This is a genomic window from Paenibacillus aquistagni, from assembly GCF_900177815.1.
GTDB classification, from domain to species: Bacteria; Bacillota; Bacilli; order Paenibacillales; family Paenibacillaceae; genus Paenibacillus_B; species Paenibacillus_B aquistagni.
On record NZ_FXAZ01000003.1, the window covers coordinates 495459 to 516337 of the forward strand.

Annotated in this window: 19 protein-coding genes; all 19 read left to right on the forward strand. The window is 47.2% G+C overall.

The genetic code is table 11. The annotated features are described in order from the left end of the window. The first annotated feature begins 253 nt into the window (after positions 1-253). The 19 genes from B9Y93_RS13590 to B9Y93_RS13680 all read left to right on the forward strand — a co-directional run bounded on the left by B9Y93_RS13590 (position 254) and on the right by B9Y93_RS13680 (position 20873). Complete coding sequence (locus B9Y93_RS13590; RefSeq protein ID WP_085494953.1) at positions 254-2974, forward strand: SwmB domain-containing protein; 2721 nt, start codon at positions 254-256, stop codon at positions 2972-2974. An 821-nt stretch (positions 2975-3795) separates the two neighbouring features. Continuing rightward, complete coding sequence (locus B9Y93_RS13595) at positions 3796-6534, forward strand: stalk domain-containing protein (protein WP_085494954.1); 2739 nt, start codon at positions 3796-3798, stop codon at positions 6532-6534. A 72-nt stretch (positions 6535-6606) separates the two neighbouring features. Continuing rightward, entirely contained in the window at positions 6607-7785 is a 1179-nt protein-coding gene (locus B9Y93_RS13600) for a sensor histidine kinase (RefSeq protein WP_085494955.1), read from the forward strand. Further along, positions 7772-8491 carry a response regulator gene (locus B9Y93_RS13605; RefSeq protein ID WP_085494956.1) on the forward strand — a complete coding sequence of 240 codons (720 nt, stop codon included), beginning with the start codon at positions 7772-7774 and terminating at the stop codon, positions 8489-8491. Before B9Y93_RS13600 ends, B9Y93_RS13605 begins: the two co-directional genes overlap by 14 nt. 84 nt (positions 8492-8575) lie before the next feature. Further along, entirely contained in the window at positions 8576-9019 is a 444-nt protein-coding gene (locus tag B9Y93_RS13610) for a glycosyltransferase (protein ID WP_085494957.1), read from the forward strand. Between the two features lie 207 nt (positions 9020-9226). After that, entirely contained in the window at positions 9227-11641 is a 2415-nt protein-coding gene (locus B9Y93_RS13615; RefSeq protein WP_244903400.1) for a helicase-related protein, read from the forward strand. 171 nt (positions 11642-11812) lie between these two features. Then, on the forward strand, positions 11813-12679 hold the full coding sequence (locus tag B9Y93_RS13620; RefSeq protein ID WP_085494958.1) for a ComFC family protein: 867 nt from the start codon (positions 11813-11815) through the stop codon (positions 12677-12679). Positions 12680-12855: 176 nt separating this feature from the next. Next, positions 12856-13248: a TIGR03826 family flagellar region protein gene (locus tag B9Y93_RS13625; RefSeq protein ID WP_085494959.1), complete on the forward strand. Its 393-nt coding sequence runs from the start codon at positions 12856-12858 to the stop codon at positions 13246-13248. Positions 13249-13689: 441 nt separating this feature from the next. Beyond that, the gene (flgM, locus tag B9Y93_RS13630; protein WP_085494960.1) at positions 13690-13959 is read left to right on the forward strand and encodes a flagellar biosynthesis anti-sigma factor FlgM; all 270 of its coding nucleotides are present in this window, start codon (positions 13690-13692) and stop codon (positions 13957-13959) included. A gap of 68 nt (positions 13960-14027) precedes the next feature. Next, a complete protein-coding gene (locus B9Y93_RS13635; RefSeq protein WP_170936510.1) occupies positions 14028-14528 on the forward strand; it encodes a flagellar protein FlgN in 501 nt (166 codons plus the stop codon). A 90-nt stretch (positions 14529-14618) separates the two neighbouring features. Further along, on the forward strand, positions 14619-16163 hold the full coding sequence (gene flgK, locus B9Y93_RS13640) for a flagellar hook-associated protein FlgK (protein WP_085494962.1): 1545 nt from the start codon (positions 14619-14621) through the stop codon (positions 16161-16163). 24 nt (positions 16164-16187) lie between these two features. After that, the gene (flgL, locus tag B9Y93_RS13645; RefSeq protein ID WP_085494963.1) at positions 16188-17078 is read left to right on the forward strand and encodes a flagellar hook-associated protein FlgL; all 891 of its coding nucleotides are present in this window, start codon (positions 16188-16190) and stop codon (positions 17076-17078) included. 105 nt (positions 17079-17183) lie between these two features. Further along, entirely contained in the window at positions 17184-17588 is a 405-nt protein-coding gene (locus B9Y93_RS13650) for a DUF6470 family protein (protein WP_085494964.1), read from the forward strand. A gap of 23 nt (positions 17589-17611) precedes the next feature. Then, positions 17612-18040, forward strand: a complete 429-nt coding sequence (gene fliW / locus B9Y93_RS13655) for a flagellar assembly protein FliW (RefSeq protein ID WP_085494965.1) — start codon at positions 17612-17614, stop codon at positions 18038-18040. A 22-nt stretch (positions 18041-18062) separates the two neighbouring features. Next, positions 18063-18254 carry a carbon storage regulator gene (locus B9Y93_RS13660; RefSeq protein WP_342351862.1) on the forward strand — a complete coding sequence of 64 codons (192 nt, stop codon included), beginning with the start codon at positions 18063-18065 and terminating at the stop codon, positions 18252-18254. A gap of 30 nt (positions 18255-18284) precedes the next feature. Then, positions 18285-18659, forward strand: a complete 375-nt coding sequence (locus tag B9Y93_RS13665; protein ID WP_085494967.1) for a flagellar protein FlaG — start codon at positions 18285-18287, stop codon at positions 18657-18659. A 47-nt stretch (positions 18660-18706) separates the two neighbouring features. Continuing rightward, a complete protein-coding gene (gene fliD / locus B9Y93_RS13670) occupies positions 18707-20089 on the forward strand; it encodes a flagellar filament capping protein FliD (protein ID WP_085494968.1) in 1383 nt (460 codons plus the stop codon). Positions 20090-20101: 12 nt separating this feature from the next. Continuing rightward, positions 20102-20503 carry a flagellar export chaperone FliS gene (gene fliS / locus B9Y93_RS13675; protein ID WP_085494969.1) on the forward strand — a complete coding sequence of 134 codons (402 nt, stop codon included), beginning with the start codon at positions 20102-20104 and terminating at the stop codon, positions 20501-20503. Then, entirely contained in the window at positions 20496-20873 is a 378-nt protein-coding gene (locus B9Y93_RS13680) for a hypothetical protein (RefSeq protein WP_085494970.1), read from the forward strand. The genes fliS and B9Y93_RS13680 overlap by 8 nt, the downstream gene beginning before the upstream one ends. Positions 20874-20879 lie beyond the last annotated feature (6 nt).

Here is a 20879-nt window from a genome sequence, read left to right on the forward strand (position 1 = left end):
TTAAAGCGAAGCTATTATATAGGTGTCATTTACAACCCCTGTTTCCATCACGGAGCAGGGGTTTATCATTTGAATAGAGATAAGCAGACTACTAAATTCCCTCCAGGGACGTATTATCTCAAAGAGTAAAACCCTGCATATTGTGATTCATGTAAATTCAAGGAAAAGGAAAAACAGGTTTTCTATAAAAAAATAGGCTTATCCATCCGACAAATAAGAGTAAGTGTGTCTTAGAACGGAAGGGTGAATACAGATGAGATTCAAACAAGGAATAGCAGCATCCGTCGCCGCTCTGCTTATGATTCAGGGAGCTTGGACGGTGCCTGTGCTTGCCAAGGAATCTACAACAAGCATAGAATCGATAGCCACAACAAAGGATACAATTAAGGGTGCAGTTACCACTAGTGCAGCAGATACATCTGCTCCAGTACTGGAATCTATTTTTATGGCAAAAACCAATATGGTGGAGCTGCGTTATAACGAGCAGTTGGATCCGTCCAGCATTCCATCCAAGGATGACTTCAAGATAATTGTTAATAATGAGGAGCGTCCTTTAGTAGCAGCAGTAGTCGTAGGCAAGAATGTTCAGGTCTATCTTGAAAGCGGCGTTGCCATTGGCCAAGTGATAAAAGTGACGTATTATCCAGGAAGCAAGCCGATTAAGGACTTAAGCGGCAATCGCGCACCTGCGTTCTCTAACCGCGATGTATCGAATACGGTTGAAGACTTTATGAATAAAATTACAAGCTCATCGGTTACTGGAAAAGTCATTCAGATGACCTTCAGCGATGAAATGCTTCCAATGGACAATCGCGGCGTATCCCAGTTTACCGTTACGGTGGATGGCAATACTGCGCGCTTGAAAGAAGCGCTGGTCTCTGGCTTTAATATCGTGATCAACTTAGAGCAAGAGGTTACGGACGGACAAGTCATCAAAGTCCAATATAAGCCGGGCTCTTATCCGATTAGAGATCGGAACAATGCGCCCATTATAGGTTTTGGTCCTGTGTTTGTTCGTAATAGCGTGGATACGAAGCCTCCGATATTGGAGTCATCACGAGTAGGTGGTACAAAGCTAACCTTGTTCTACAACGAGGGCTTAAATGAGCACGAACTCTTTTTGCCGATGAAAAGTCACTATTCTGTACTCGTAAATGAAAAGGCAGTGTTCGTAAACAAAGTTGAAGTAAAAAGCAACATGGTGATTCTCACCTTAGCATCAAGCGTATCCAACTTAGCGGATAGGGTCACGGTATCCTATGTGCCTGGTCCTAAGCGAATTGTTGACTTGAACGGTAATCCAGCTGCAGGGTTTAGTCTTGTTGACGCAGGTGTTGTCAAGGATTCAGATCTGCCTTATGTAGACAAGGCTACATATAGAGACAATATCATAACATTAGATATGTCGAGATCAATGGATTACGGCTCTGTGCCGTCGAAAAACTATTTTAACGTTAAAGCAAATAACAGAACGCAAGCGATCTCCAATGTCCAAGTGAACAATACACAGGTTATCATCACACTGACTCAGAATATGGACTGGAACCAGACGGTAGTGATCTCCTATAGCGCCCCAGGATCAAAGGGGTTAATGGACACGACGGGGAACAAAGTCAAGAGTTTCTCCAATCAAAAGGTAGAGTATAGCAGCAGCTCAGGATCAGGTAGTGGCTCGTCATCTGGGGCCGTCTTGGATTATGTCCACGATGCGGATTGGCAAGACTTTCTGCAAGATGTACTGTTGGTCGACACGGTTGTTGCAAGCAAGCTAACCGATCGTTCGATTAGCGGACAATATGTGAACCGATACAACATCAATAGCGACGATTGGACTAAGGTTCTGGATTATGCAACAAAGGAATCTTCGGAAGTGGTGGCATTAGATCTGAGTGCTGATGAGAAAGCGGCCATGGTAGCCATCAACTTGAAGACGCTGGAGGACATGGTTCGTAAAAATGGAGATCTAAAAGTAGGCGTGCGCTACGGGGACTGGCTGTATTCCATTAAGCTGAACGATATTCCGTTCAACGATATTCGTCGTCAACTGCTCAGCGCAAGCAACAGCACAACGCTGTTATTCCAGATCGAGCGGCAGTCCTCGCGTGATGCATCTGGGCTGATGAATGGCATCCGCATGGTGAATGGTACCACGCTGGTAGAGCCCGTTATGTTCAACCTGACAGCTTATGCAGGCTCAGGCAAAGAAACAACCGTTACAGCGAAGACGCATATCAGCTATCAGACGGGACGTTCCATCTCAGGCAGCGACATTGCGGTCGTGCGTCAGAATCCAACGATTAATAGCAAGATTGCTTATGTTCCCACTCATGTAAAAAGTCAAAGCGGCTCACAGGTAGTGAACAGCGTGTTGACAGGCAGCAGTGCGATTGCGCTTGCCCGCAGCAGCCAGTATTTTACCGATATTAGCGGTCACTGGGGAATGAATGATATTCAAGCGTTATCCGGACGATTTATCGCCGATGCGCTGACAGGCTCTAGATTCGAGCCTAACAAGTCTATTACACGCGCAGACTTTGCTGTGCTGATTGCCAAAGGAATTGGCTTAGACGGCGATCTAGACGCCTCTAAGCGCTTTAAGGACGTATCCGCCAGCTCCACAGCGGCTCCATATATCGGAGCGGCAGTGAAGGCAGGCATTATTTCTGGCCACGCGGACGGAACGTTCAAGCCGAACAGCTTGATTACTCGAGAGCAAATTGCGCTGATGATGAATCGAACGCTTATTCATACCGGCAATAATATTCAGCTATCTCGTCCAGTCAGCCAATGGATGGCTAGCTTCACCGACCGCAATAAGATCAGCACCTCTTCCCAAGATGCTGTGGCGAAGTCGATGGAAGCTGGCATCATCCAGGGCCTTACGAACAACACCTTCGGGCCTCGACAGAATGCGACGCGAGCGCAAGCCGTAGTCATGGTCAAGCGTTTGCTTGAGTATGTGGAGTACATGTAGCTTCGAAGAAATAAAAGATTAGAATGACAGATAAACAAAGTGGTCGACAGAGCTGCTCTTGAGGATTCGCGCTTGCATAAGTGACGAGCCTGAGGTATGCACTGTCGGCCTTTTTACATTGCACTCATAGAAAAGAACGTAATCGCAGTGCAGTTGAACGGTGTTGAGAACCTCCATTTATAGGTGTGCCACGAGGAATCTTGAAAATGGAAAATAAAAAAGGATCTGCAAATAATTGAAGCCATTATCTTTTTACAGAATATTAGGAAAATCCCCGAAATAACGCGTACTTATTGTCGATTCCATAAATATACCAATATTTTCTATGGTATTTTTCCCTCGATCTACTAAACTATGGCTTCACAATATTCGTAAAAAGATATATTCTGGTTAATGTCCTCTAATGATCATCGCAGAGCGCATGTGAATAGAAGGTTTACAGGGTCAGTCTTAAAAGAATGACCACCATCTAGGAACGTCTCTTTGCTAATAAAATTTAAAATTTTAAATGTTTATGAAAGAACATTCAGCTCGATGCAAAGCTATTGTTTACGATGGTAGAGTCCTCGCCTATTGCCGCTTTCGTGCTCTAGCAACGCTTCTCTTCACGATAAAAAGTCTAAATCTCCATGAATTGTATTGGTATAAAGCGAAACTTTTCCCTATTAAAAAGAGTCTATACACATAGTGAATCTATCAGTCTATTATGTTTATGCGTTCATATGCATATGTGAGTCAGAGAGGGGACAGGGGGAATCTTGCTGTCCTGATGTTGTTTTCATTATGGAATTGTTGCTGCCTGACCAATAGGAGCAAACATCATGGGGAGTGAAGCAGAGGAAATGAAACAAATGAAATCATCAAGTGGATCCAAACGTGCTGCAGCAAAGCGGTCCAAGTGGCTGATCATGCTGTTGACGGGGACGATGCTCATGTCTCCTTTCTTTGGAATGGGACATGTTGTACATGCCGATGGCAAGCTTCTGTCAGCATCTGAGACTCGTGCAGCTACGGGCTTAGTCAAAGTAGGGGAAGAGATCATTACTTCTGGAGCCAAGCTCTTGAAGTATCAATATACGACAACGCGCAGCGGCAAGCAGGTCAAGGCCAATCTAAACATGGTTCAGGCTGATCTGCAAAATCCATACTTGAAGCTTGATACGATGACGGGGACTGGCGGCAAGCTAAATGCGCGTCAATCGGTTGGCGGCATGGCGAAAGAAACGGGTGCAGTGGCAGCCGTGAACGGGGACTATTTTGCAATGGATAAAGAAGGTGCGCCGCTCGGTCCGGAGATTTCCGGGGGAACGGTCATCTCCAGCCCTTCAGCCTTGAAGGGCATGTACGCATTTGGTGTAACCAAATCAAATCAGCCGGTTATTGATGAGTACCGTTTTCAAGGCAAGGTGACTTCCGAAGATGGGTCGAGCTTCGAACTGGCAGGAATCAATCAATCGGCTTATATGACAGAGCCAGACAAGCAATACAGTCATGTGAATGCGATGTATATTTATACCAGTTCATGGAAGAATCAAGATCGTCCTATCAACAGCTCGACGACGCCAACTGAGGTGCTTGTGCGCAATGGCGTGGTCGAGGAGTTTTCCGATAAGGCATCGATTAAGGCGTCTGCCCCAGAGGAGGGATATATCCTCCGCGGCCATGGAACTGCTGCTTCATACATGCGTGAGCATATGCAGGTGGGAATGCAAGTCAGCACAGATTATCGACTGGTGTCCCAAACATCGGGGAAACTGGTCGATCCAGACAGCTTCCAAATGATGATTGGCGGCCATACACTGCTCGTGGAGAATGGCAAAGCCTCAGGCTTTACACGGGATACAAACTCGATCAGTGGCAGCAGTGCCCGTGCGCGTACAGCCGTTGGCTATTCGAAGGACGGACGCTATGCCTACATCATCACCGTGGAGAAAAATGATTACAGTGCAGGCTTGACGCTGAAGGAGATGCAGCAGGCGCTTGTCCAGGCAGGCGTATGGAAGGCAGTCAACCTCGATGGCGGCGGTTCTACAACGATGGTGCATCGTCCGCTTGCCGAGACGAGTAATGTACTATCGTTTAACACGGAGTACGGAACGACACAGCGTCAAGTCGTCAATGGGCTTGGTGTGTATACTACGGCTCCGCAGGGTGCCGTAAAAGGCATGGTGCTATCCGGAAGCACCAAGCTGTATATTGGGCAGCAAGCGACCTATTCAACGAAGGCGTATGACGAGTACTACAACCCTGTAGACGCTGGAAACGTGAATATGAGCTGGAGCGCATCCAATGATGTATTAGCATGGAATGGCAGCAGCTTTGTTGCGAAGCGTGCAGGCTCCTCCCAAGTTATAGGCAAGTCGGGCAGTGCGACAGCAAAGAAAGAAGTCGAGGTAATCGGCGCTAGCCAGATCGATCAACTCTATATGAATGCAAGCTCGGCTCCCCTGACAGCAGGAGCAAGCGTGAAGCTCCAAGTGAAGGTGAAGCTGAAGGATGGATCAGTAGGCACATTGCCGAATGAATCGGTCAAATGGGAGCTGAAAGGGTTCGAGGGCAGTGTGAAGGATGGCACCTTGACCGTAAATTCCGTACCTGCTGGTGCATCGATTGGCTATGCCTTTGCAAGCTATGATGGCCTTCGTACGATGATCCCGCTTACCGTGAGTTCAGAACAGCTTGTTGAGGACTTCAACGGCACGGGCACAACGGTAGGATTTACTTCGTTGCCGAAGGATGTAACCAAGGGTCAAGCAGCCATTGTCGGCAATTATGACGGCAAGACGGCTCAGGACAAAGTTGTGAAGCTGAACTATGATATGACGGCCGGCAGCGACAACAAATTCGCCTATGCGCTGTTCAACAACGGCAAAGGCATTCCAATGGGCGGACTTCCAACCTCAGTGAAGCTGGATATTTATGGAGACAACAGCTTGAACTGGCTGAGAGCGGAGTTTATTGACGCAAATGGGAAGTCGCATGTCACCGATGTTGCCAAATATATCGATTGGTCAGGCTGGAAGACGCTTGAGATGGATACTTCCTCTCTTGGAGCGACAGGTTCGTTATCCTTGAAGCGCCTCTATGTGGTCAACCTTAAGGATGGCCAGGATGAGCGTGCAGCCAAAGGAGAAGTAGCCTTTGACCGCATTCGTGCTACGATGCCTGCGGGCGGAGCCGCGAATTTGCCGAAGGCGGATATGAAGCTTACGGTCAACAGCCGTGCTGCGGTCGTAAATGGAAAAGAGAAGCGCCTTGATGTTGCTCCAATTGTGCTGAATGGCTCGACTTACGTTCCCGTTCGAGTAATATTGGATGCCTTTGGCGGCGAGACAGCTTGGAATGGTCAGCAGAAAAAAGTAACCGTACTTCGCGGGGACCGATACTTGGAATTAACAGTGAACGCGAAGGAATATCTCAATAATGGGAAACGAGTCGCATCTGATGTGGCGCCGATCATCCGTTCGAATAGGACGTTGGTCCCACTTCGTTTGGTTTCCGAACAAATTGGACTAATTGTAAATTGGGATCAAAAGACGAAGTCCATAACAATCCGTTGATGTGGTATGATAAAGGGTAAAGAGTAAATTGTAAATTGTATCATCCTTTACGTACAAGGAGACGGACCATTCGTGGAGAATCAGCTTGTTGTCATTGATCGCGTGATTAAGAATGCGATCGAAGTGATGGAAGACAGCAAATATCAAATATTTGAGATCCTGGATTCCTCTCGCAATGAAGCGGCTACACTGCAGTATCAGATGCAGGAGCTTCATAAGGAGATGGAACAGATCATTGATAAGGTGGACGAGCTGGAGCGCAAGTTCCGATTGGCTCGTCTGCGTTTGACGGAAGTAAGCCGCGACTTCAACAAGTATTCCGAAGAAGACAGCAAACAGGCTTACGAGCGGGCGACACATATTCAAGTGGAGCTCATGATCTACCGGGAAAAGGAAAGTCATATGCGCTCTAGGCGCGATGATTTGCAGAAGCGCTTGAAGCATGTGGAGTTGTCGATCGAACGTGCCGAGACCATTGGTTCTCAGATGAATGTAGCGCTTGAATATTTGTCTGGGGACCTGTCTCAGGTCACACGCATTATAGAGTCTGCCAAGAATCGGCAGATGATTGGGCTCAAGATTATATTGGCGCAGGAAGAAGAACGCAAGCGCATTGCCAGAGAGATTCATGACGGCCCTGCCCAGTCGCTTGCGAATGTAGTGCTTCGAACAGAAATCATCGAACGCATGATGGCGAAGCAGGAATATGGAATGGTGCAGCATGAAGTCGTCGACTTGAAGTCGCAGGTAAGAACAGGACTTGAAGAGATTCGCAAAACCATCTTCAACCTTCGTCCGATGGCGCTTGACGATCTGGGGCTCATTCCAACTTTGCGCAAGTTTGTACAAGACTTTGAAGATAAGTTCAAGATCCGCTCGTCCTTGGAGATCAAGGGCATGGAACGAAGATTGCGGTCTGCGATGGAGACTGCCGTGTTCCGCTTGGTTCAAGAAGCATTTACGAATTCTGCGAAGCATGCGAATCCGACTTATGTGGCTTGCAGGCTTACATATGATCAAGACGAGATTCGTCTTGTTATTGAAGATAATGGTACTGGCTTCAATGTGAATTCACTTGAGCTAAAGGCGAAGGAACAGTCGCACTTTGGCTTGCTCGGCATGCGAGAGCGGGTTGATTTGCTTGAAGGCCAGATGGAGATCCACTCCAACGAGAATGAGGGTACACAAATTGTGATTCTTATTCCGACGAACGTGGACAGGAGAGAGGTGTTAACAGATGGAGAATCGTAAGACGGAGAAGAAGATCAGAGTGCTCCTAGCTGACGATCATCAGCTCTTTCGCGAGGGCTTAAAGCGTATATTGAATATGGAAGATGATCTGGAAGTTATCGGTGAATGCGGCGATGGCATACAGGTTCTGGAGTTCTGCAATTATGATGTCCCGGATGTTGTTCTGATGGACATTAATATGCCTGTTGAGAATGGCGTTATCGCTACAGAACGGATGAGAGATATCTTTCCAGATGTCAAAGTCCTCATTCTGTCCATTCATGATGATGAGAGCTACGTATTCGAGACTCTTCGCAAAGGGGCCTCTGGTTACTTGTTGAAAGATATGGAAGCGGAATCTTTGATCAATGCGATCCGTTCCGTTGTAGGCGGATACGCTTATATTCATCCAAAGGTGACAGGCAAGCTCATCACACAGCTGCGCCGTATGACCATCCTTGATGATAGAGGCACGATGGAGGAGCAATACGCAAGAGAGCAGTCTGGTGTTCGTCTGAATCCGACAGAAAGCCCGCTTACACGCCGCGAGGCTGAGGTGCTGCGCTTGATGGCCGAAGGGAAAAGCAACAAGATGATCGGCGAGTTTCTGTTTATCAGCGAGAAGACGGTGAAGAACCATGTCAGCAGCATCTTGCAGAAGATGGAAGTAGACGATCGTACCCAAGCCGTTATTAATTCGATCAAAAATGGATGGGTCACGCTGTAAGAAAAAAAGTTGAAATTTGACGACGCTTGTCCGTCACCGTAGCACATATTGCGGCATACACTTGGTAATAAGGAGGTGGGCCGCATGATCACAACGCTATTATGGATTGTGGGATGCTATGGGTTGGCGGTGGCGGCTGTTCATCTCATGCATCTGCTGCGAAGGACGTTATACAAGGATCAGCCTACGCCTTGGATGCATGTCGTGCTGGTCACGCACAATGATGAACGGCATATGGAATGGGTGATACGCGCCTATTGTTGGTTTGCCTGGCTGAAGGGGAGAAGGCTGCAGTTTACGATTGTGGATCGTCATTCTCGTGATGCAACCCTTCCAATCGTCATGCGAATGGCATCTGGATATGATGTGAATTGCAAGGTGCTGGACACGCATAGTGTGAAGGAGCAAGAGCAGGCTGTGATTGAGCTGCAGGAAGCCAAGCAGGCTGAGGAAACCGTCCTTGTGCTGCACTTGAGTGCACGGGATGATTGGCGCCGCATCCCCTATGTGGTGGGCGGCGCGATGTAAACGTCGCTGGCGGCGCTTTCGGCGCCGCAGGCATCGGTAACCGCGTATGCAGTTACTTAAGCGCTGTCTCTTTAACGCTGGAAGCTCTTATTTATGCAATCCCCATAAACGAAATATAGACATGAACATGTGAAGCACACATTTCGGGCTGCAACCTGAAGGTGTGTTTTTTTGTTTGTCTATATGTAAGGAAGGCTGTGTAAAAATATGAAAGTGTGGCTGTATGCCATCAGGCTGAATACCGGATGGGTCATGAACATCTCCTTGGCGCGAGAGTTGGATGCTCAATATTGGAAAGCGATTACATCTAATACGACGGCGGATTCACCGCACGATAGATGCCATCATGAGTTGCAAAGAAGGAATACTCACCGAAGGTGGCTAAGGCAAGCGTGGTTTGAGACGAAGGTAGGCTTCCAAGTAGGAATGGCTGTTGTTCGTTTGTTTGAAAAAGAATCTTCTGCTTTGCCGCTTGATCACTGGCAGGAAGAGGAGTGGGAACAAGCGATACTAGCGTGGATTCGTAAGGCTCAGCTGATGTTAGGACAGCAAGGCCATCGGTCAAGGAAACGAGTGGATATAGACCATGCGGCTATCCGCGTGTCAAGTAAGACAGAGCTCGACCTATTGGAAGCGGGTACTTGTTCAGATACTTTTGGACATCAATTCAAGAAGCGCAGCTGCAAGATTGCGATGTTCGACTGGCAAGAGGGAGCCAGTGGCGCCGTGCAGAGAGAGAACTCGTCCGAATGGCCTTCGAGTGAGCTTGATTGGGAGTGCAGCAGGCTTAGCCAACAGCTGTGTGGAAGGGCGCTATTCGAGAGCGAGCTCTTGTCCATGTTAAGCGGGAAGGGGGCAGCATGGTCAAAAGGCCAGCTGCATGCTGTCATTCAATGGGGGCTGTTAAATGGCAGCTTAACGGTTCACAGCGGCGTGACATGGCCGTTGCTCGAAGAAGGACAGGGATCAATGCGAAGGAATGCAGGGGATATACAAGCGCATGCCGATAGCGCTGGAAAGGATAAAGGGCAGATCCCAAGTGGAGCAGGGCGTAGAAGAGATATACACAGGCAAGGTTCATTTAAAAGGTCTTTTATACTTGTTCTTAGACAATGGGGGTTATCTCTGTTTGGCAGAGCTAGTTCGCTTACCTCCTTATGTAGATTAGTAACAAGTGGGGTGCTGCGATGGAGCCGCATGCTATGGAGGAGGGAGAAGCAGCAGCTTCCCTATTGCTTGCGATGTGGTGCGCTAGGGGATGAGCTTCAAGTGTCGGCTTGTGAGAGCTGTGGATCAAGCCGCTGCTATACGTGCATGGCATGCTTGCAGCTTGCCAGAAGCCGCTCATGCGCTCTGTTGGTAAGCAGCACCTGGGGAGAAAGGCGTCATCAAGGATTGAACGATGTGAGACATCGGCAAGTGTACCACTGGGACGATGTTAATAGCCTTTTCATATATGAGCTGGATACGCTCGATCTGGCTCAGCATCAGAAGGCAAGCGGATCGCCTGCTGAGAGCAGCGTGGAAGTTGAGGCGTTGCTTGAGCCTTATCATCTCGCGCCTGCCCAGTGGGACGCAAGCCGCGGTGCGCTGCAGTATTTGTCTTCAAGGCTCAGCAAGGAGCATTCAGATCAGGGGCAATTCTTGTTGTGGGCGGTGACAGGAGCGGGAAAGACAGAGATGATGTTTCCCATGACGGCGTTCATGCTCGCAAATAAGAAAAAGGTATGCATTGCTACACCGCGCAAGGATGTTGTGCTTGAGCTCATGCCGAGAATCAAGAAGGCATTTCCTGAGGCGAAGGTTGTCACCTTGTATGGGGGAAGCGAGGAACGTTTTGAGAGCGGGGAGATCACGCTCACCACAACGCATCAGCTGCTTCGCTTCCGCGATGCCTTTGATTTGATGGTTGTGGACGAGCTCGATGCGTTCCCGTACCACAACAATCCGATGCTCGAACGTGCCGCCAAGCTCGCCTGCAAGGGCGGGGGCACGTTCGTGTATTTGTCGGCCACGCCGCCAAGCGCGCTTGCGCGTGCAGCAAGGCGCGGCCAGCTCGCACAGGCCACCGTGCCTGTGCGCTATCATCGGCATCCGCTACCCGTGCCGAAGCGGCTGCCGATGCCTCCGGTCGCCCGCATGATTGCGAGCGGGCGACTGCCTTCACGCGTGGTAGGTGCCCTGCACCACGCGGTTTTGCGGGGCGCGCAGCTGTTCATCTTCGTTGCGCGCATCCGCCATATTGATGGCGCAGTGGCGCTGCTGCGGAAGAGCTTCCCGCAGCAGGCCATCGCAGGCACGTCCGCCGCCGACGCAAAGCGGGCGGAGAAGGTGCTGGCATTTCGCAGTGGCGAGATTCGCATCCTCGTGACGACAACGATTCTTGAACGCGGAGTAACCGTTCCGAAGAGCGATGTATTCATCTGGGATGCAGATAACAAGCTGTTCGATGAAGCGTCGCTTGTTCAGATGGCGGGCCGGGCTGGACGTTCCAAGGATGATCCAAATGGCAGCGTGTATTTTGGTTCCTCGCAGTGGACCAGATCCCAAAGCGCGGCCACGCGTCAGATTCGTAGAATGAATCGTCTAGCCAAGCGTGGAGGCTACTTGCTCGCGAAGTAGGAGAGGATACCCTCGCATTTTAGGAAGAGCGAATATGCTCTGCTCTACGTTGCGGCATAGGGTTGAATAACCCGACGGATACATAAAATTTAATTGGTTGTCGTCTTGCCGCAGATGGTTCATAATGAGAAGCGGGCAATGGCGATACAGGAATTGGAAAGGGGATTGACTATGCAGATGCAGTCTAGCTGGTATGAACGTATTGCTGCGCCACGGTCGAGCACATGCCTTGCCTGCAGCCGAACCATCCCCTATTATGGGGACCTTGAGGAACTGAAGGCAGAGCAATGGCGGCGTTCGTTATGCCCGAGCTGTGTGGAGCGCATTCCGTTTATTGAGGAAGTCGGGTGCTCCAGCTGCGGTCGTCACATCCGATGCGAGGACTGTCAGCGTCAGCCCTTGCAGCAGTACGGTCTTGCCTATAATCGAAGTGTTGTCCAGTATCAAGAGCATATGAAGGAATGGCTCGCGTTGTGCAAGTTCAAAGGCAATCAATCCATTGCCTTCGTAATGGCAGGAATGATGATAGAGCAATATATGCCATTGTCACTGACTGCCAAGGTGAACAAGCCTACACGTTCATCTAGTGATTGGTGGAGCATGTTGAAGGAATGGTGGAATCCGGAGTCCATCATTGAGTATCCGGATCTCGTCACCTACGTGCCATCTTCCTTGGAACGATTAGAGGAGAGAGGGTTCAACCAGGCAGAGCTGCTGGCAGGAACACTGGCGAAGGCTTGGGGCCGCCCATTATTAAACTGCCTTGATCGCACTAGAGATACAGGCAAGCAAAGCCAACAAAGCCGGGCTGGAAGAGAGCAAAGCCTAGAAGGCACCTTTACATGGAATCAGGCAGCATTTCAGGGCATTCGCTTCTACATGGCTCGGCAGCTGAAGCCCTATCTTCATATTTTGCTTGTTGATGATGTATACACAACGGGAAGCACGATTCGCGCCTGTGCACGCGCATTGCAGGATGGACTCCGCGAGCTTCACATTCAGGGAATGGTGAGCAGCTATACTTGGGCTAGAGCCTAGAAATAGGGCGAGGTTATCCATTCTCTGCTTCTAACGCTTCAGATGTATCCCTCTTAAGAATAGGTAGAATGACCCCTTCTACGCTTTATAGCAGCACTCCTTAAGAAAATCACTCGTAATCTGAATCGCGATACGCTATGATAAGGCTATTAGTACAATGCATGGAGGTGTGCTGGATGGATCTAGCCAACTGCTTACGATGCGGAAGGTTATTTGCTAAGGCATTTCGAGATATTTGTCCAGCCTGCATCAAGGAGATTGAGCAGGAATATACGAGATGTACGGATTATTTACGACACAACCGTCATGTCACGATGCATGAATTAAGCGAGGCGACAGACGTCAGTGTCCGTCAGATCACGAGCTTCATTCGTGAAGGACGTATCTCAATTGCGAGCCACGAGAATATAAGCTACAAATGCGAGGCCTGTGATACGAACATTCGAGAAGGGCATCTATGCGAGAACTGCCGAAGACGCTTGCAAAGCGATCTGAAAAACAGTGAGAGGGTGTCGCGTTCAACAGACGAGTCACAGCAGGGTTCTGTTACATATCGAATTACGGAATAATTGGCGAATTGAAGTGTGGGTGCTCTGATATAATACCGCGCCCACTATCAATGCCGGAGGCACGGTCGTTTTAGTGGTCGATATCTCAATGTACGCACAATAGTGTGTTATCGTAAGATAAGCGTGTCAAGGATAGAACAACAGTCGATAGTTGCTGAGTCGATATCCTTAGTAGTGGAAAAGTATAAATAGCAGCTTCTCGATGTACACGAAGTAATCGCCGTTCGCGCTTTTCCTTTTTAACATGCTGGCGTTAGGCTTCTTCGGTATTACGGTATCGGCGTGGAAATAATTGTGAAAGATTCTCTCTTTTTCAAAGAGAAAACTAAATAATCCTGTAGGCTTGGCCGATAATCTTAGTAAAGGTTATCGGTTTTTTTGTGCAAGAAGAGGGATATTAGAAGGAAGGGCTCTTCTAATAGCGGAACGAGGTGAAATGCAATGAAGATAAATGAAACACAACGACTGAGCGCAGTCTCGCAATATCAGACACAGCAGTCCATGCAGCGCACGGGAAAGGCACCGATGAAGAAGGATGAGGTCAGCATCTCAGCTGAAGCGAAGGAGATGTTGAATGCACAGCAATCTCAAGATCCAGCCCGCACAGAGCGAATCCAGGCTTTGAAGCATGCTGTATCTACAGGCACATACAAGGTGGAAGCCGACAAGATTGCAGAGAAGCTGATGCCTTATTTCCGTCCAAAAGCATAGCGCTAAGCAGACAGCAAGCAATTCGGATACGATGAACCGCAACGATGCCAAGTAAAGAAGGTGAGAAGATGAGTGTGCAGCCAATCATTGCTGCTTTGCATCAACTGGAGCAGTGCTATGAGCAGATGATGGAACAAGGCAATCGCAAGACGCAAATCATCATAAAAAATGATATTAATGAGCTCATGAAGATTATGATTGCGGAGAAAGGAATCATGCGTAAAGTTCAGGAGGCTGAAGATGCTCTATCCGAGCAGTCGCTTGCTTATATTCGCGGCAAAGGGATTAAGTCTCAGCTTAAGCTTACGGTTAGTGAGCTCTTGAAGTTAGTATTTAATGCAGAAGAGAAGCTAGCTTTGAAGGAATCACAGGAACGTTTGAACGACCTGCTGCATCGCATGAAGCAATTGAACGATCACAATCAGCTGTTATTGGAGCAATCCTTGCAGTTTGCCAACTATCAACTGGACCTATTGGTTGAGCACCCTGAGGACAACGCCTTCTACAAACGGCCGGATCAGCAGCGCGGCTCATACTATCCTGTAGGCAAGCTGGATGCGAGAGGCTGATTAACGAAATCACAGAGCGAAACATTAAGATAGAAGAAGATAGATTGCTGCACAATTCGATTTGCAGCTAACAGAAAAGGATGGGACAAGATGAGGTCTACCTTTCATGGATTAGAAACGAGCAGAAGGGCTCTATTTGTTCAGAATACAATGATGCAGACGCTTGGGCATAACATTGCCAATGCGTCAACCGAAGGCTACACACGTCAGCGTGTGCGCGCATCTGCAACCAATCCGCTGGAGATGCCAGGCATGTACACCTCTACTGCGCCGGGCCAGCTTGGAACAGGCGTCCAATATGACAGCATCACCCGCATTAGAGATTCATTTTTGGATATGCAATTCCGTCGCGAGAATCAAAGCTTAGGTTCATGGAGCATTCTCGACAACTCGATTCGTTCAATTGAGAGCTTCTTGAATGAGCCTTCCGAGAATGGCTTGGCTAGCGTAATGGATAAGTTCTGGGATTCCTGGGAAGTGCTTAATCGGGATCCGTCCCTGCTCAGCGCCCGCGTCGAAGTTATCGGTGCTGCTACCAACATGGCGGATATGATGAAGCACGTGGGACAATCCTTAACGAAGCTTGAAGACGATATTAACAATAACATTAATGTGAAGGTTAGCGAGGCCAATGATATTCTGAACAACATTGCCAATCTAACCGATATGATCAAGAAAGTGGAGGGCACGGGCGATAACGCGAATGATTTCCGCGATCAGCGAGATCTACTTATTGATCAGCTCTCTACCATTGTCGACATTCAGGTCGTAGAAGGCTTTAATGGAGAGATTACCATTAATGCTGCAGGTGGTCCTGTGCTGGATGATGCAGGGGTCACCCCGATTACGAATGCGACTGTGGATGCAGCAACGGCAGGCCAGTTTCATGGATACGCCATGTCCTTGGATCAAGTCACGAAGATGCGCGATCAGATGAATGCGATGCTTGATACTATGATCAACGGTGAAGTGGAAGTCGAGCTGCCAGCAGGTTATATCGCCTCTCAAGATTTGGTGCTTCCAAACGGGCAAGGAACCATTCCAGCGGGGACAACGCTGGCGAGCCCAACGAAGATCACCGTTAATGGACTTAATGGTTTGCATCAGCTGGGCTATACCTTGTCAGATCCATCGCAAACGGGTATTCCATTCTTTACAACTATGGATGGAACAACCAGCTTCACCCTTGATAACATTCAAGTCAATCCGGATATTGTGGCGGATACGAATATGATTGCAGCATCAGGACGATATGAGATTGTGAGCGGTACCAACACCACGGTAAAAGGCAACAGCGTAATCGCACATGCGCTTGCAACGCTGCGAGACACATCGTTCTCCTTCCCTTCTAATCTCACCTCGTTATCAACAGGTAAGATTGATGATTATTATCGAGCGCTGGTCGGGGAGCTTGGAACTGCGTCGGCCAATACCAACCGTAACGTTATGATTCAGACGGATATGGTGGACAATGTGATGATGAGAAGACAATCAGTCAGCGGAGTGTCTTTGGATGAAGAAATGGCCGATATGATTCGATTCCAGCATGCCTATAATGCAGCGGCTCGGAACATGACAACGGTAGATGAGATGCTTGATCGGGTTATTAATCAAATGGGCCTCGTGGGCAGATAACGTTTTGGAAGAAGGTGAGCTATCATGCGTGTAACAGGAATGATGCAGAATACGCAGCTGCTTAAAAATATGAGATATTTGAACACCAATCTAACGGATGGACAGAATAAGCTTGCGTCGGGACAGAAGATCCACCGTCCTGGGGACAGTCCTGTTGGCATCGGATATCAGATGCGCTACGATACGGAACTCAGTCGCAATGAGGAGTACGTGCAGAATGCATCCATGGGCACAGGGATGCTTCGCACCATGGATTCCTTGATGCAGCAAGCCAATGATGTGCTGAAGCGTGCTAGGACGCTTGCTCAGCAAGCCTCAACAGGGACAACTCCTGATGACGCAAGAAAGGCGATTGCGGCCGAGATGGAGCAATTGAAGGAGCAGTTGGTTATGATCGGCAATAGCACCTACAACGGACGATATTTGTTTAATGGGCAGAAGACGGATCAGCCCCCTTATACTGCTGCTACTGCAGCTAGCGATACAACGGATACGGGCGTGTATACACTTAATGTAAGTCCAGCAGTGTCTGTACCGGTAAGTATAACAGGGGAAATGATCTTTGGAACAGCAGGATCCGGCGATAATGTATTTAAGGTCATGGATGATATCTTGGACGGTCTTCAGACCAATAATATAGATAAGATTGCAGCCGGAATGAAGGGCATTGACGATTCTTCTGATCGTATATCTACCCAATGGGCTGAGATCGGTGCCCGAATGAATCGTTTCGAACTAATGGAAAATCGTCTTGCAGATGATAAGGTGAACATCAAAGAGCAGCGAGCTGAAGTGGCGGATGTGGACATGGCAGATGCTATTATTCAATTGAAACAGCAAGAGAACGTACTGCAAGCCGCATTGTCTACAGGTGCACGGATTATGCAAGTGTCATTGATTGATTTTATTCGCTAGTTATAACGCTAATTGTCTATACCCGTATTAAGTAGATCGGAGTGAGTCTAAATGATAGGCTCACTTCATTAATAAACGCTATTTTAGTTATAGCAGGTGATACCTATGATGATTGGGAGTATTCTACAACAAATGCGTCAAGCACCGACTTTTCAATATGAACCTGCAGAATTAGACATTAAGTGGCAGCCGGCCGAGATGGATGCAGATTGGGATGCCATATGGGAAGAAATTGGTGTACTCCCGTCTTCGGCTTTGACTAAAAGCCTTAGTGAAGAAGCTGTACGCAAAGGACTAGAAAGCATACAAACGAGAGCTCAAGAAGGGGATAGGGTCGGTAATATAGCGAAGGGCAGTGTAACACCAGGTCAAATTGCCTTTGAGCGTTATATGCGGGATGGCAAAAAAGAAGTTCAATTGGAAGCACTCCCTAGATTTGGAGTTTCAATTGATGTTCGCGTTTACCCGCCTGAGATTGAAGTTAAGACGAAAGGTGTTGTTCGAAGTTGAACATAACAAATGAGAAAAATCTCATGATTATAAGCTCCATTTATGGAGAGCTGATGCCTGAGCCACATCAGGTGTACCATTTTGTAAAAGGAATGGTCGGGTTTCAAGCTGTCCGGGATTTTGCATTGTTGCCATACGAGGACACACCTTTCTATATCCTTCATGGTACAGAAGGCCAAACGAGTTTCATTCTGTTGCCGGCTGAACAAGTGCAGCACTATTCCTTTGAAATAGACCGATCTACCGCAGAACTTCTTGAATTAACTAAGCCTGAGGATGCTGTGACGCTGCTTGTTGTTAATATGGATGAAGGGGAGATCAGTGTAAATTTGCGTGCACCAGTACTGCTTCATCCGGCATCTCAAAAAGGCTGCCAATATGTCATTCATGATCAAAGTGTACCTCTTCGTTATGTTCTGAACAAAGGAGGGGATCACGCTGCTCGTACTTAAGCGAAAAATTGGAGAAAAAGTGATGATAGGCGATGATGTAGAAGTTGTCGTGCTCGGTGTTGAAGGTGATTTTGTAAAGCTCGGTTTCAATGCGCCAAAGGAAGTTCAAATTATGAGACAAGAGCTGCATCAAGTCATAGCAGAGCAAAATGCCGGTGCCATTCATGTGGACAAAATACAGCTTGATCAACTCTTGAAAAATTTCAAAAATTAACCATTTAAATTCTTGATTGAGGTGGAACTGGTGAGAGAGGTTCAGCGGCTGCAGCCTAATGGTCTTGATGTGCATCTTAATAGAAACAGTATGATTCTGCCGAAGAATCTGCATGCAGGCAATATCGCCACGATGTTGCCCCGACTTGGCTCTATGGATATGAGCCAAGTCACCGAGATGGAACAAAGGCAACTAGACTTTGCAATGGATCAATTAAACCAAACCATAAAAACATCTGGTACAGAGATCCGACTCAAGTATCATAATAAAGCAGAGCAAATCATTGTCGAGCTGCTTGATCGTGCATCCAGAGAGGTGGTCGCGACTTCGCCGCCTGAGTATTTGCTGGAGCTGTCTGTGAAAATGAAAGAGATGGTCGGTATGTTTCTCGATGAAAAAGTATAATTCATATACGCATTGATTAGTGAAAAATAATAAGGGTGGTGCAGCAAATGGGATTTAGTTTATCTGGTCTTGCATCTGGTCTTAATACGGATACGATGGTTAGCCAGCTAATGCAACTTGAGAGAATACCATACAACAATCTTGAGACGAAGAAAAAAGCGCTTGGAGATAATCAAGCTTTCTTTCGCAGTCTTAATACCAAATTAAATACACTTAAGACAGCATCTCAAGATCTCACAGTAGGTGCGAATTTCAACTTATCTGGTGTTAAGAGTTCTGATGAAACTGCTGTAAAGGTATCAGGTACGTCTACGGCTTCTACAGGGAACTATAATGTTGTAGTTAACAATTTGGCAAAGAGCCATGTTGTTAAATCTTTTGCGTTTACGAATGATGGATCGGGTCAACAGCTTACAGCTGGATCAAAGGTAACCGTAGATGGTCAAGAAGTTGAGTTGAAAGGTAGCTCAAATTTTGAAATTCTTGAAAATCTAAAGAATGATATAAATAAGAATTCGAAGAATGTATCTGCGTCTGTAGTGGAAACAAAAGCAGGTGAGAAGACGCTGGTTCTTACCTCCACTCGCACAGGAACGGATCATGCAATTAATGCTACTAGTGGTCCAAAGCTTAGTGGCTTTGAAGCGGCAGGTATTTGGAATAACCTATCTGATCCATCCCATCAGGTGCAGGCTGCTGAGAATGCCCAAGTTTCCGTTAATGGACTCGATATAGAGAGTGCCTCAAACGAAATAAAGGGTGTTATCGAAGGCGTAACCATTACAGCGCTCAAAGAAGGCTCTTCTTCTATGGTTACAGTTGCTAAGGACTCGGATAAAGTTGTTGAACAGGTCAAAAAGTTTGTAGACGCCTTCAATGAAGTTCGAAAAATGATTAGGGACAACACAGGGAAAGAAAAAGCGCTTCAAGGGGACTCTACCCTTCGCTCATTGGATATGGAATTGTCTGATTGGGTTTCAGGTATGATTGGTGATAAAGGCTCCGCGGCAGTACTTGCTGAGTTCGGCATTGAGATGGATAAGGGAAAAAAAGGTTCTGAGATGACAGGGCAGTTAACTTTGGACGAGAAAGTATTTAAGGAGAAACTCGAGAAGGATCCTGACCGCTTAATGGCGGTGTTTAATTATGAGGGGACAAACGGCAATAAAGGGATTGCCCACACCATTGTTGAAAAGTCTCAAGTGTGGACTAGCACGACAAATGGGGTACTCAATTCAAGAATTAAGGGTTTTGATTCGGAGATATCGTTTGTTACGACAGCAATGGAAAACATGGAAGTGCGTTTGCAAAACAAAGAAAAGCAGTTGAAAAGCCAATTTGTATCTATGGAAGTTGCAATGGGAAAGCTTCAAAATCAGTCTAATTGGTTATCCAGTCAACTAGCAAGTCTCAATGGATCGAAAAAATAGGGAGATGATCTCGTGAATCCTACTGCAGCAAAAGGGTATCAGGCCTATCAAAAAAACAAATATGAGACGGCATCTCCTCATCGTTTGATCTTAATGCTCTATCATGGGGCTATTCGGTTTGTGAAGCAGGCTAAGAATTCTTTGGATGAGGGCGATTCCCAACAAGGGCATCAACATTTGCTTAAAGCACAAGATATTGTGTATGAACTGATCTCCTCATTAAATGAACAGCAAGGTGGCGAAATTGCATCCAATCTTAAAAACTTATATCTGTACATGATTGATCAGATGATGCAGGCCAATATGAAAAAAACTTCTGAGCCTCTAACGATAGTTCTTGAAATGCTAGAATCTATTAAAGAGGCGTGGGAGCAAATCGGAAAAGAACTAAATGCAGGTCATGCCTATGCATGAGATACCTGTATCAAACCGTGGCAAATATTACGAGGTTTTGTTAGAACTGACTCGACAGCAGTTGATGATGGTGGAACACTCTCAAGAGTGGGATGAAGAAGCTTTTCAACAATATGTATATCAATGGTCATGTATTGAAAGTGTTATTGGTAAGATAGATGACACTACTGAAAAACCGAACAAGCAGGACGTAGAAAGCTTACAGAAATTAATAAGCATGCATCACCGTTTAATGGAAGTGGTTGATTCTAAACGTTCAACTACTTCAAAAGAAGTAGTTGAAGTAAGACAAAGCCAAGCTGTAATGAACGCTTATTACGGAATGGGACGTTCGGATCAGGTTGCTTATTATTTTGATGAAAAAAAATAAATATTT